Below are 12,306 nucleotides of genomic sequence, written 5' to 3'. Positions count from 1 at the left end.
CGCCGTCAGGTGATACTGCGTGACGTTCCCGGGGTTGCCCGCGCGGTCGAACGACGCCACGTAGCCGTCGAAGTAACGATCGTTGTCGCCGGTACCCGATGCGACGACGCGCTCAAGCGTCGACAGGCGCGCCTGCTGGTCGAACCGGATCTTGACCTGCTGGCCGATCAGGTCTTCCGGGCGAAGGTCGTGGCGATGGGACAGCAGGTCGAGGTGGATCTCGGGCAACCGGTTCACGTGCTCGTCGACGACGGCGGCGCTGACCAGCAGCACATCCGGGCCGAGCGGCGTATCGAGCGTCACGTAGCGATTGAGCTGGGTCAGGCGCGCCGGGTTGGCGGCGCCGTTGATCGCCTCGGCGATCGCGCCGGGCGTCTTGTCCATCAGCGAGAAGCCGGTCTGCGCGAGCTGCATCGCGCGCTGGACGGTGTCGACGTGCCCGGCCAGCCCCGCGAGCGGGCCGAGGCTGCCGGCGACACTCGACGCAACCGGGCCGGCCAGGCCGCCGAGCGCGCTCAACGAGCCCAGCCCGCCGCCGCCCAAACCATTGGGAATACCCCCGTTCGGAGCGAAACTCATTCTTGTTCCTTGCGTATGATCTCAGGTTCCGTAGGCCGGCTGGCCGGCCCGAAGCCCCGATAATGTAGGACAAATTCCGACAGCGCGAAAGCCACTCGCAAACGTTTACGCTCGCGCCCCGAAAATCGGGAAACCAGGCTGGCAGCGGGATTCCGGGGCAGGATCGCCCTCGGCGCACCCATGGCGAGGAAGTATTCAAGGAGCCGGCGGGGCGATTTCGTCCGGGCACGTGAAAGCACCGGCTCGAATGCGTCTAGCAGCGCCATCCGGTCGTCGAAGACTGCTTCACCCGGTAATGCGCCACGTCAGCATGTCAGGGGCATGACGATCGGCTGCTCGCGGGGCGCGAACGCCCGGAATTCCGCGCCGCGCGCCGCGTCGCCCCGCCGAAACGAAACCTCAGCGCGGCGAAACCACGATCGCCGCCCGCCGGTTCTGCGCGCGGCCCGCCGGTGTCCGGTTGTCGCCCACCGGGTCGAGCTTCCCTTTCCCGACGACCGCGATGCGCTTCGGGTCCAGCCCGAGATCGACGAGCTCGATCGCCACCACCTCGGCACGCCGACGCGACAACTCGACGTCGTAGTCGTCCACGCCCTCTTCGTCCGTATAACCGTAGACCCGCACCCCGTTGATCCCGGCCGAATGGAGCGTGCGCCCGATCCGCTCGACGATCCGCCGCACATCGGGCTTGAGGTTGTAGCGATCGAAATCGAACAGGATCGGCCCGGTCGAGCCGAATTCGAAACCCTGCTGGGTTTCCTGGAAACCGGCCGACTTGAGCGCCGTGACCTGCGTCTGCGTCAGCCCGCGATGAAGCGGTGGCGTCTTGCAGCCGCCCAGCGCCATGCACAGCAGCAGCGCACCCCAGGCGCACGCACGCCCGATGCCCACAGGAAACGAGTGGTTCATTTCGCATCCCCTTCGAGTGCGCCCGCGCCGGGCGCGCTTGTTGTCATCCGCGGCTGCGGCCTCGCCCGCAGCGCGAAACAATCGATCAAACCGGTCCCGCGACACCTTCGGCCAGCTGCCACGAGCCTGGCCGGGCGCGCTTGGCCCGGTACATCGCTGCATCCGCCGCGCGCAGCAAGCCGCTCGCGTCCGATGCGTGGTCGGGATACAGCGCTACGCCGGCACTCATCATGGTGGCCACCATGCGGCCGTCGGACAGCTCGATCGACGGCGCCATGCCGGACAATATCTCGTCGGCGATCCGGCACACGCTGCCCGCTTCGGGCACGCCCGCCAGCATCACCGCAAATTCGTCGCCGCCGAGGCGGGCGACCAGATCGGTCTCGCGCACCTGCGTGCGCAGCCGCGACGCGACGCCGATCAGCACCGCGTCGCCGGCATCGTGACCGAGACAATCGTTGATTTCCTTGAAGCGGTCGCAGTCGAGATACAGGATCGCGACCCGCTGGCCCGTCGCATTCGCGTCGCCGAGCGCGCGCGTCAGGCGCGACTCGAACTGCACGCGATTGGGCAGCCCGGTGAGCGCATCGTGCGTCGCCTTGTGTTCGAGCGACGCGTTTTCGTCGCGCAGCGTGTTCTGCCAGTCTTCGAATTCGTCGAGCAGCGCATTGAAGTCGTCGCCGAGCTCGTTCAGTTCCGCGATCGCCGCCGGCTCGACACGCCGCGCGAATGCCCGTTCGCGCCGCACCGCGTGCGCGACGCCGGCGAGCGCACGCAGCGGTGCGACGATGTTGCGCAGCAGGCGTTTCGAGCTCACATACGCGCCGAACACACTGACGGCCAGGCAGCCGAGAATGCCGCCGATGCCGCCGAGCAGGAAGCCGAAGAACTGGTGCCCGCGGCCGCGCACGACGACCTTCCCGACGACGATGCCGTCATGCACGACCGGCACCGCGACGGGCCCGGGCAGCGCGACGTCGGCCACGATGCGCTCGAGCCGCGCGATCCCGTTGCCGGCTGGCAACTGCCACGTCGCGAACGGCTGGCCGTTGCTGTCGGTGACGACGACCTGCGCGACGTCTTCCTCGCTCGCGATCATTCCGATCGCCTCGTTCGCCGCGACGCGATCGCCGAACACGAGCGCCGCCTCGACCGTATAACCGAGCGAGCGGGCCAGCAGGTTCAGGTTGTTGCCGGCATACGCACGCAACGCGATCACGGCGACGACGATCAACGACACGGCCGCCATCGCGACGGCGACGAACGCGAGGCGCAGGTGCGCGCGGCGCAGCACGCTTTGCAGCGTGGGGCGCGGCATGCGCGAAGGGGGCAGGTGGAGCAAGGGCCGCATCATGGCGCCCCCGGCCGTCGTGCGAGATTCAGCACGTTCGGATGCACGCGCACGCCGCTGCGCGCCACCGCATCGAGATTGATGTCGAACGACACGCGATCGCCGTCGACATTGAGACAGAACATGCCGCCCGCGGTGCAGGACGGATCGTGCTCCGCGATCGTCAGGACGGGATGGCCGGCCAGCGCGCTCCTGACGCGCGTTCTCTCGTCGTTGTTCAAGGTGCCGAGATACACGACGTCGCACGCGATGCCGAGCGACGGATCGTCGAAACGGACATGCTGCACGTCGAGCAGCGTCGAGCCGGCCTGCAGCGTATCGGTCAGGCCGCGCGCGTAGTCGGGGCGGCCGGTGACGCACAGGTGCAGGCGCACGGGCATGGTTGGCCAGCGCGTGAAGCTGACGATGCCGAGCACGACCTGACGCACGGCGGAGTCGTGTGACGAAACGGCGCGATCGGGTGTCGCCGCGGAATCGGCAGGGCTTGCGGCGGCGGCGATGTGCATGGTGTCGGACGGACCGTCCGCGTCGGCGGGAACCCCCGCGAGCACGGCCGGCGCCGCCCCCAGAACGCAAACGATTGCGAGAAGTGCATGGCGCAGTGAAGCGGTACGGCCGGGCCGGCCCGTCTTCCGCGCGGCGATCGCCGCCGCACACGTTGGCGTCGTTGCCGTCGCAAAACCGGCAGCCGCCGCGCACATTTTCGCATCCATGATGGCAACATTCGCTGGCGTCGCTCCGGCGCTGCCTCCCGCCTCCCTCCGTGCGCGAGCAGGCACCGTATCACGCGCACGATTGCTTCATCTTAGGTAAAAATCCGCGTGATCCACCAGTGGGAAACACCCGCTGGGAAGGGGGGCAAGCGCGCTGAATGCGGCCTGCTCGCGACGCCGCGCGTGAATGCGAACATCGTCTTCGATCCAGCGTCGGCGCCGCAGTATTGATCGGCGGATTGGCGCACCGGTTGCATCTTGGATTGCCTCGGTACGAACGGATCGATCGCAGCAGGATGTCTTGCGATGCGCCGTTCGCAATGGCGTGGCGACCACCCGATGCACGCGGCCGCGCATTCCCTCGAACGCGGTCCGTCGCATCCGGTGACGGCCCGCTGCCGAGAAAGCCACTGACGTAGAATGGCCGGCACCGTCGATTCTTACGACGAAACTGCACGTCATCTCACCTCGCTGATTCCAATGAACCTCATCGCCAGGATTTTCGGCGCGCGGCCACCATCCATGGCGCCCGCGCACACGGTCTACTTGCAGCAAGGCCAGGCGATGCCGCTCGCCGACGCGCTGCAGAAGGTCGCCGCGAGCCGCGACGTTGCGCTGCTCACGCAGGCGATCGGTCATTACTCGGGCTATGTTCGCGAAGCGGCGATCGCCCGAGCGGTCGAGCTTGGCGACAGCGCACTGCTCGAACCGATCTCCGCGCGCATCAACGACTGGGTGCCCGAAGTGCGGCGCGCCGCGACAAACGCACTCGTCACACTGCTCGCGACCGTGCCGGCCGCGCACTTCGCCGCCCTGCTTCCGTCGTTGCGCCAGCTCACGTCGGCCACGCGCGAAGATCACGGCCCATGGCTGCACGCATTCGAACAGCGGCTGGTGCAGGCAGGCGGCGTCGATACGATCGTCGACGCGATGCACGCCCCGGACTTCCGGCTGCGCCGCGTCGCCTGCCTCGTGGCATTCGATCACCGGATCCTGCCGGCTGCCGAACTGGTCACGCACGGCCTGACCTCCGGCGACATCGTGCTCGCCCGACGTGCGGTGGCGATGCTCGACGACGTGCCGGCAAGCGATCGCATGCGCTGCATCGATCTCGCGGCCGACTCCCCGTTCGGCCCGGTTCGCCGCGCCGCACTCGTTCACGTGATCGACCAGGGCATCGACGACGGCGCCGAGGCGTTCCTGTGGCGGTCAACGCTCGATTCACAAGGCAGCTTGCGCGCCGCGGCGGCCCGGTTGCTCACCGAACTCGGCCGGAATGTCGCGGACCGCTGCGTTGCGCTGCTCGATACGGGCTCGTTGTCCGGTACTCGGGTTCGCGCGGCGCTGTCGTTGCTCGCCGAACTACGTGCGCCCGCCGCGATAGCGACGATGGAGCGGTTCTCGACGGATGTGCGCAGCCCGGTTCGTGCACACGCACTCGTGCTGCTGGCTCGGTTGTCGCCATCGATCCGGGACGAGGTGGCCGCGCGCGCGCTGCTGGACCCCGCCCGCAGGATTCGCAAAACCGCGGTGCGCCTGTGCGAGCAAGGCGCATTCGTCTCGCTCGCGCAAATCGAACAGGTACTCGAGCGATACGGCGATCGCCATGCCGCACGTGCGATCTGCTCACGGGATCAGTGGGACAGTCTCGTGTGCATCGTGCTGATTGCCGCACGCAATGAGCAACCGGACGATCCGGACGACGCGCTGACGCGCGACCTGCAAACGTGGCTGCGCAATCCCGTCTCGATGTGGACGCGCCCCGGCGCGGCGCAGCGCGCGATGCTCGACACGCCGCAAGCAACACGCCTGCTGGCGAGGGTTGCACGCGATCATCGCGAGGAGCTGCGTACCCGGCTCCTGGAACACGGAATCGAGATCTGACGCGCGAGCGGCCGACAACTCGCAGCCCGCAACACGCCCCGCGCCGTCGCGAGTATGCTTGCAGTTCGAACGAATTCCCGTTCGGGCGAAACAACCGCCACGATCTCGCGCTCGCCCGGCTAACCGTCACTCACCACCACAGATGGACTTCGACGTCATCGTTCTCGGCGCCGGCATCGTCGGCGTCTCCGTCGCACTGCACCTGCAGGATCGCGGACGCAAGGTCGCCCTCGTCGATCGCGGCGCGCCCGGCGAAGGCACGAGCTTCGGCAACGCGGGGCTGATCGAGCGCTCGTCGGTCGAGCCGTATCCGTTTCCGCGCAGCCCGTTCACGCTGATGCGCTACGCGCTGAACCGCTCGACCGATCTCTACTGGCACAGCGCGTCGCTGCCCGCGTTCGCGCCGTGGCTCGCGCGTTTCTGGTGGGAATCGGCGCCGCTGCGCCACGCGGCAGCTTCACGCGACATGCTGCCGCTGATCGAACGCTGCATCGTCGAGCACGACGCGCTGATCGCACGGGCCGGTGCCGGAGAACTGATCCGCGCGAACGGCTGGCTGGAAGCGTTCCGCACGCCCGCCGCATTCGAACGCGGCGTGGCCGAGGCCGGCCTCACCGCACGCCGCCACGGGCTCGGCATCACGCCGCTCGATGCCGCCGCGCTGCTCGCGCACGAACCGAGCCTCGCCCCCGGCTTCTGCGGCGCGTTGCACTGGCTCGATCCGAAAAGCGTCGTCGATCCGGCCGCACTCGTCAAAGCGTATGCGCATCTGTTCGTGCAAGGCGGCGGCACGCTGCTGACCGGCGACGCCGCGAGCCTCGACGCACTCTCGCCCGGCTGGCAAGTGAACACGCAGGACGGCACGGCCGCCGCGCCGTCTGTCGTCGTCGCGCTCGGCCCGTGGTCCGACACGGTGTTCGGCAAGTTCGGCTACAAGATCCCGCTGCGCGAGAAGCGCGGTTATCACATGCATTACGCGCCGTCCGCGCGCGGCGTGCCGTCGGCGCCGATCGTCGATCGCGAATACGGCTACGTGATCGCACCGATGAAGCGCGGGCTGCGGCTGACGACCGGCGTCGAGATCGCGCGACGCGGGCTTCCGCCAACGGGCGTGCAGCTGGAACGCGCGGAACGCGTCGCGCGCCCCGTGTTCGGTTTCGGCGAGCGGCTCGACCCGCAACCGTGGCTCGGCTTCCGGCCGTGCACGCCCGACATGCGCCCGGTGATCGGCCCCGCGCCCGCGCATCGCGGGCTGTGGTTCGCGTTCGGGCACAACCATCACGGGCTGACGCTCGGCCCCGTCACGGGCCGCCTGCTGGCCGAGATGATGACGGGCGAAGCGCCGTTCACCGATCCGGCGCCGTATCGCGCGGATCGCTTCTGAGCGCGCAGCGCATCGACGCGCGCTCAGTCGAGCGCGCGCCCGAAGATGCGGATCACTTCGTCGAGGTGCTCGGCCATCGCGCGGCGCGCGGCGTCCGGATCGCGCGCACGGATCGCATCGAGGATCGCGCGGTGTTCCAGTTCCGATCGGTGCGGCATGTCGTTCGGCATGTACAGCGACTGCAGCCGCTGGAACATCAGGTCGTACTTGTGCGCGAGCAGCTGCTTGATCATCAGCGCATACGCGGCGTTATCGCTCGCTTCCGCGATGCGGATATGAAACAGCCGGTCGCCCGGATGCGTGAGCGAGCCGCTGCGGTTGTCTTCCTGGTTGCGCAGGAACGCCTCGTGGATACCTTCGATCTGCTCGTCGGAGCCGTGCTTCGCGGCAAGCGACGCGGCTTCCGGCTCGATCAGCCGGCGCGCCTGCAACAGCGCGAACGGCGGGATTTCGGTATCGAGATCGAGTGCGATGCCGAGTTCGGGATCGATCTCGATGACCGTGAACGGCGCGGCCTTCCCTGCCAGGCCGGGCGTGGGTTCGGGTGCGGCGGCCGTTTCGGGGTGGCGCACCTTCACGCCGTCGCCGACGCGCACGCTGACGAGCCCGCTCACTTCGAGCGCGATCAGCGCTTCACGCACCGACGTGCGCGACACGCCGAACTGTTCGGCCAGTTCGCGCTCAGGCGGCAGGTAACTGCCCGGCGGAAAATCGCCGGACTCGATCATCGCGCTGAGCTTGTCGGCGATCTGCTGGTACAGGCGGCGGTTCTGGATCGGCTGGATGGACATACGTTGATGCTGGTGATCGGTTGCATTGCGGACGGCCCGGCGAAGCGCACGGGCCGTTCGCGCCTATTTTATATGCCGCGCTTCGCGTCGCCCGGCACCGCATAACAACGCGCCGCCGTCCCGCCCCACAGCGCGCCGCGCTCGGCCGCCGACAGCCGCGACTCGGCCCAGCGCTCGACGATCGACGCGACTTCGTCATACGACGCGGCCAGCAGGCACACCGGCCAGTCCGACCCGAACATCAGCCGCTGCGGGCCGAACGCGTCGAGCGCCGCGTCGAGGCACTGCTCGATATGCCGGACGTCCTTCCCGCGCAGGCCGCGCTTCCAGTCCGCTTCCGTCACGAGCCCCGACAGCTTGCACGCGACGTGTGGCAGCGCGCCCAGCTCGCGCAACGCGGCGCGCCAGCGCGCGAGCGCCGATTCGTCGCGCTCGAATTCGGCCAGCGCGGGCTTGCCGGCGTGATCGAGCACGAGCCAGTGCGCGTCGTGCCGTGCGCAGAACGCCTGCACGTCCGGCAACTGGCGCTCGAACACGAGCACGTCGTACACGTAACCGTTCGCCTGCAGCCACGCGATGCCGCGGTTGAAGCCGGGATCGGCGACGAACGCGCCGGCGTCGGCTTCGTCCTGCACCTGGTGCCGGAAGCCGCGCAGCTTCGGGCTGCGCCATTCGGCGACGCGCTCGGCAAGCTGCGGCGCGGCGAGATCCTCCCAGCCGACCACCGCCGCGATGTGCGTATCGTCGCGGGCGAGATCGAGCAGGAACGCGGTCTCGTCGCGCCCGGCGCGCGCCTGCACCGCGATCGACGCGCCGAGCGCCTGCGCATGCATCAGCGGCCGCAACGCGTCGGGCAGGTAGTCGCGCGCGAGCACCTCCATGCCGGGGCCGATCCACGGATAGTCGGCCGCGCGATAACGCCAGAAGTGCTGATGGGAATCGATACGCACTGCGCCCATGGTGTCCTCGTGTTCTGCTCAGGCGGCCGCCCGCACCGCCGCACACGCTACGCGCCGCGCGCGGCGGCGCCGTGGCACGGCGTTCAGTCGTACAGCACCGCCGCGATCTTCGGATCGTCGATATTGGTCTTGTCGTACCAGTAGAAACCGGTATCGATGACCTTCGGCAGCTTCTCGCCCTTGATCGCCTTCACGGCCGCCTCGACCGTCTTGTAGCCGATCCCGATCGGGTTCTGCGTGATCGCGCCGGCCATCAGCCCGCTGCGGATCGCGTCCTTCTGCTGCTTGCCCGAATCGTAGCCGACGATCACGACCTTGCGCTTCATTTCACGCACGCCGTTGACCACGCCGATCGCCGAGCCTTCGTTGGTGCCGAACAGCCCCTTGAGCTTCGGGTACCCCTGCAGGATCGACTTCGTCACCTCGGTCGACTTCAGCTGGTCGCCTTCGCCGTACTGCACGGTCACGACCTGCACCTTCGGGTGCGCCGCTTTCATCCGCTCGAGAAAACCGTCGCGGCGGTCGATGCCGGTGCGGCTCGTCTGGTCGTGCGCGACCACGGCTACCTCGCCCTCGTCGCCGATCAGCGCGGCGAGCTTGTCGGCGGCCAGCGCGGCGGCGGCCTTGTTGTTGGTCGCGGCCGTCGTCACCGGGATGTCGCTGTCGACGCCCGAGTCGAATGCGATCACCGGGATCTTCTCGGCCTGCGCCTTCTTCAGCAGCGGCAGCGCGGCCTTGCTGTCGAGCGCCGCGAAGCCGAGCGCGGCCGGCTTCTTCGCGATCGCGGCCGACAGCATGTCGATCTGCTTGTCGACCATCGCCTCGGTTTCCGGCCCTTCGAACGTCACCTTCACCTTGTAGTCCTTCGCGGCCTGCGTCGCGCCCGATTTCACGGCCTGCCAGAACTGATGCTGGAAGCCCTTCGAGATCAGCGGGATGTAGGCTTCCTGCGCGTGCGCACCGGCCGTGACGCCGACGGCGAACGTCAGCCCGACGATCGCGTTCAACACCTTGCTCCTGATCACTTCGCGTCTCCTTTTTTCGTATCGACTGGAACGACTGGAACGCCGGCCGGAACCGGCGGTGAAGCACATGCCTGCGTGGATGCGTGCGTGCCTGCGTGCATCAGCGGCGTCGCCGGCGCAGGATGTCGACGTAGACGGCCAGGATGATGATCACGCCCGTCACGACCGTCTGCCATTCCTGCGCGACCGACATGATGCGCAGGCCGTTGGTCAGCACGCTCATGATGAACGCGCCGATGATGGTGCCGACGATGCTGCCCGCGCCGCCCGACAGCGACGTGCCGCCGATCACGACGGCCGCGATCGCATCGAGCTCGTAGCCCTGCCCGAGCGCCGGCTGCGCGGAGTTCAGCCGCGACGCGATCAGCAGCCCGGCGATCCCGCACACCGCGCCGCTGAACGTGTACACCGCGATCTTCCACGCGTCGACGTTCACGCCGGACAGCCGCAGCGCCTCCTCGTTGCTGCCGAGCGCGAACGTGTAACGGCCGAAGATCGTGCGGTTCAGCACGATCGATGCGCCGATCGCGACGAGGAACAGGATCAGCACCGCGTTCGGGATCGGCAGCGCCGGAATGAGGTTGCCGATCAGCGAATCCTGCGCGATCGACGTGAAGCCCGGCGTGTCGTTGAAGTAGATCGGCCGCGTGCCCGAGATCACGAGCGACAGCCCCTTGAGCAGCATCATCATGCCGAGCGTCGCGATGAACGGCGGCACCTTCATCTTCGCGATCACGAAGCCCGATACGCAACCCGACAGCGCGCCGAAAAACAGCGCGGCCAGGATCCCGAGCGGCAGCGGCATGCCCCACTTCGTCAGCACGACGCCGGCCATCACCGCGCAGAACGTCATCAGCGTGCCGACCGACAGGTCGATGCCCGACGTGATGATCACGTAGGTACACGCGACCGCCAGCACGCCGTTCACGGCGGTGGCCTGCAGGATCGTGACGAGGTTGTCGACTTCGAGGAAGTTCGGCGACGCGAAGCTGAAGAACACGATCAGCAGCACGAGGCTCGCGAACGCGAGCAGCTTCTGGCGCGCGGCGGGGTTGAAGAAGCGCGACTTCAGGCTCGATGCGCCGGCAGGCGTATCGCCGGACGCGAGGGGCGGAACGGGATGCGTATCGTTGGACATGATCGGATAGGCGTATGGATCGGCGTCTGAATCAGGACAACACGGTCGACTCGCGCTGCGTCGCGAGCTGCATGATCTTTTCCTGCGTGGCGTCGGCCGCGCGCAGCTCGCCGGTCACGCGCCCCTCGCACATCACGAGAATCCGGTGGCTCATGCGCAGCACCTCGGGCAGTTCCGACGAGATCATCACGATCGCCTTGCCGTCGGCGGCCAGCGCGTCGAGCAGCTTGTAGATCTCGCTCTTCGCGCCGACGTCGATGCCGCGCGTCGGCTCGTCGAAGAACAGGATGTCGCAGTCGCGCAGCAGCCACTTCGCGATCACGATCTTCTGCTGGTTGCCGCCCGACAAAAGGCGTGCGGGCTGCGCGACCGACGGCGTGCGGATCGCGAGCTGCCGCACATACGCGTGTGCGGTGTCGCGCATCGCGCGCGCGTCGAGAAACACGCCACGGCGCACGAAACGGCGCATGCTCGACAGCGCGATGTTGTTCTGCACGTCCATCCCGACCGCGAGCCCGAAGTGCTTGCGATCCTCGGACAGATAGCCGATGCCGTGCTTCACCGCATCGGCCGGCGTGCGGATCGTCACGGTCTTGCCGTGCACGCGGATCTCGCCCGCGTCGATCGGGTCGGCGCCGAACACCGCGCGCGCGACCTCGGTGCGGCCCGCGCCCATCAGCCCCGCGAAGCCGAGGATCTCGCCGCGCCGCAGCGTGAAGCCGACGTCGCGGATCGCACGGCCGCGCGACAGCCCGCGCACTTCGAGCGCGACGTCGTTCGCGGACGTATCGGGCGGCGTGCGGAATTCCGTCGCGAGCTGGCGGCCGACCATCATCGCGATGATCGCGTCCATCGACGTATCCGCCATCGGCACGGTCGCGACGTACTTGCCGTCGCGCATCACGGTCACGCGATCGGCGATCTGACGCAGCTCGTCCATCTTGTGCGAGATGTAGACGATGCCGACGCCGTTCGCGCGCAGGTCACGGATGATGCGGAACAGCTCGGCGATCTCCGCGTTGTTGAGCGCGGCGGTCGGCTCGTCCATGATCAGCACGCGCGAGTCGAACGACAGTGCTTTCGCGATCTCGACCATCTGCTGCTTCGCGACCGTCAGCCGGCCGACCGGCGTGCGCGGATCGAGATCGAGCCGCATCCGCCGGAAGATCGCGGCGGCATCGCGATTCAACGTGTCTTCGTCCACGAACACGCCGAAGCGGCCGCGCGGCTCGCGGCCGATGAAGATGTTCTGCGCGACGCTCAGGTGGTTCATCAGGTTCAGTTCCTGATGGATGATGCCGATCCCGAGCGCCTGCGCGGCGCGCGGATCGGCGATCTCCACCGCACGGCCGTCCATCCGGATCTCGCCGCCGTCGCGCTGGTACACGCCCGCGAGGATCTTCATCAACGTCGACTTGCCGGCGCCGTTCTCGCCCATCAGTGCATGCACTTCGCCGGCACGCAGGTCGAAACGGCAATCGTCGAGCGCCTGCACGCCCGGGAAGCGCTTGCCGATGCCGGTCAAGGCGATCAGCGGCGGCGCGGCAGTCAGGTTCGGGTCGGGTTGCATGGA

Annotated in this window: 11 protein-coding genes; 2 read left to right on the top strand and 9 right to left on the bottom strand. The window is 68.1% G+C overall.

The window, feature by feature from the left end:
- The 4 genes from DPV79_RS37000 to yfiR form a co-directional block, all read right to left on the bottom strand.
- Window positions 1-579, bottom strand: a 579-nt coding sequence (locus DPV79_RS37000) for a contractile injection system protein, VgrG/Pvc8 family (protein WP_279636640.1), incomplete at its 3' end; no start/stop codon positions are given.
- 399 nt (window positions 580-978) lie between these two features.
- A complete protein-coding gene (gene yfiB, locus DPV79_RS36995; RefSeq protein ID WP_113047745.1) occupies window positions 979-1,488 on the bottom strand; it encodes an outer membrane lipoprotein YfiB in 510 nt (169 codons plus the stop codon).
- Window positions 1,489-1,573: 85 nt separating this feature from the next.
- The gene (gene dgcN, locus DPV79_RS36990) at window positions 1,574-2,806 is read right to left on the bottom strand and encodes a diguanylate cyclase DgcN/YfiN (RefSeq protein WP_244321869.1); all 1,233 of its coding nucleotides are present in this window, start codon (window positions 2,804-2,806) and stop codon (window positions 1,574-1,576) included.
- A 32-nt stretch (window positions 2,807-2,838) separates the two neighbouring features.
- Complete coding sequence (gene yfiR, locus DPV79_RS36985) at window positions 2,839-3,552, bottom strand: regulatory sequestration protein YfiR (protein ID WP_113047743.1); 714 nt, start codon at window positions 3,550-3,552, stop codon at window positions 2,839-2,841.
- A gap of 522 nt (window positions 3,553-4,074) precedes the next feature.
- Here yfiR and DPV79_RS36980 point away from each other — a divergent pair.
- Both DPV79_RS36980 and DPV79_RS36975 read left to right on the top strand, forming a co-directional pair.
- Window positions 4,075-5,436 (top strand): hypothetical protein, encoded by a 1,362-nt coding sequence (locus DPV79_RS36980; protein ID WP_244321868.1) that lies wholly within the window; start codon window positions 4,075-4,077, stop codon window positions 5,434-5,436.
- Window positions 5,437-5,578: 142 nt separating this feature from the next.
- Entirely contained in the window at window positions 5,579-6,820 is a 1,242-nt protein-coding gene (locus DPV79_RS36975) for an NAD(P)/FAD-dependent oxidoreductase (RefSeq protein ID WP_059589843.1), read from the top strand.
- 23 nt (window positions 6,821-6,843) lie between these two features.
- Here DPV79_RS36975 and DPV79_RS36970 read toward each other — a convergent pair whose 3' ends face one another.
- The 5 genes from DPV79_RS36970 to DPV79_RS36950 form a co-directional block, all read right to left on the bottom strand.
- Entirely contained in the window at window positions 6,844-7,611 is a 768-nt protein-coding gene (locus DPV79_RS36970; RefSeq protein WP_059552750.1) for a FadR/GntR family transcriptional regulator, read from the bottom strand.
- A 68-nt stretch (window positions 7,612-7,679) separates the two neighbouring features.
- Window positions 7,680-8,570 carry an L-fucono-1,5-lactonase gene (locus DPV79_RS36965; protein ID WP_059649709.1) on the bottom strand — a complete coding sequence of 297 codons (891 nt, stop codon included), beginning with the start codon at window positions 8,568-8,570 and terminating at the stop codon, window positions 7,680-7,682.
- An 83-nt stretch (window positions 8,571-8,653) separates the two neighbouring features.
- The gene (locus DPV79_RS36960; protein WP_021161439.1) at window positions 8,654-9,595 is read right to left on the bottom strand and encodes an ABC transporter substrate-binding protein; all 942 of its coding nucleotides are present in this window, start codon (window positions 9,593-9,595) and stop codon (window positions 8,654-8,656) included.
- A 100-nt stretch (window positions 9,596-9,695) separates the two neighbouring features.
- Entirely contained in the window at window positions 9,696-10,733 is a 1,038-nt protein-coding gene (locus DPV79_RS36955; protein WP_021161440.1) for an ABC transporter permease, read from the bottom strand.
- Between the two features lie 31 nt (window positions 10,734-10,764).
- A complete protein-coding gene (locus tag DPV79_RS36950) occupies window positions 10,765-12,303 on the bottom strand; it encodes a sugar ABC transporter ATP-binding protein (RefSeq protein ID WP_113047741.1) in 1,539 nt (512 codons plus the stop codon).
- Window positions 12,304-12,306: the final 3 nt, after the last annotated feature.

This window comes from Burkholderia reimsis (assembly GCF_003294055.1).
Lineage (GTDB): Bacteria > Pseudomonadota > Gammaproteobacteria > Burkholderiales > Burkholderiaceae > Burkholderia > Burkholderia cepacia.
Note: the sequence above shows the minus strand (reverse complement) of the source record. Positions and strands in the feature narration are given on the sequence as shown.

What these genes read in the sequence shown, in the direction of transcription:
- dgcN (WP_244321869.1), bottom strand. Translation starts at nt 2,806, where the DNA reads ATGCCGCGCCCCACGCTGCAAAGCGTGCTGCGCCGCGCGCACCTGCGC.
- DPV79_RS36965 (WP_059649709.1), bottom strand. Translation starts at nt 8,570, where the DNA reads ATGGGCGCAGTGCGTATCGATTCCCATCAGCACTTCTGGCGTTATCGC.
- DPV79_RS36970 (WP_059552750.1), bottom strand. Translation starts at nt 7,611, where the DNA reads ATGTCCATCCAGCCGATCCAGAACCGCCGCCTGTACCAGCAGATCGCC.
- DPV79_RS36950 (WP_113047741.1), bottom strand. Translation starts at nt 12,303, where the DNA reads ATGCAACCCGACCCGAACCTGACTGCCGCGCCGCCGCTGATCGCCTTG.
- yfiR (WP_113047743.1), bottom strand. Translation starts at nt 3,552, where the DNA reads ATGGATGCGAAAATGTGCGCGGCGGCTGCCGGTTTTGCGACGGCAACG.
- DPV79_RS36975 (WP_059589843.1), top strand. Translation starts at nt 5,579, where the DNA reads ATGGACTTCGACGTCATCGTTCTCGGCGCCGGCATCGTCGGCGTCTCC.
- yfiB (WP_113047745.1), bottom strand. Translation starts at nt 1,488, where the DNA reads ATGAACCACTCGTTTCCTGTGGGCATCGGGCGTGCGTGCGCCTGGGGT.
- DPV79_RS36980 (WP_244321868.1), top strand. Translation starts at nt 4,075, where the DNA reads ATGGCGCCCGCGCACACGGTCTACTTGCAGCAAGGCCAGGCGATGCCG.
- DPV79_RS36955 (WP_021161440.1), bottom strand. Translation starts at nt 10,733, where the DNA reads ATGTCCAACGATACGCATCCCGTTCCGCCCCTCGCGTCCGGCGATACG.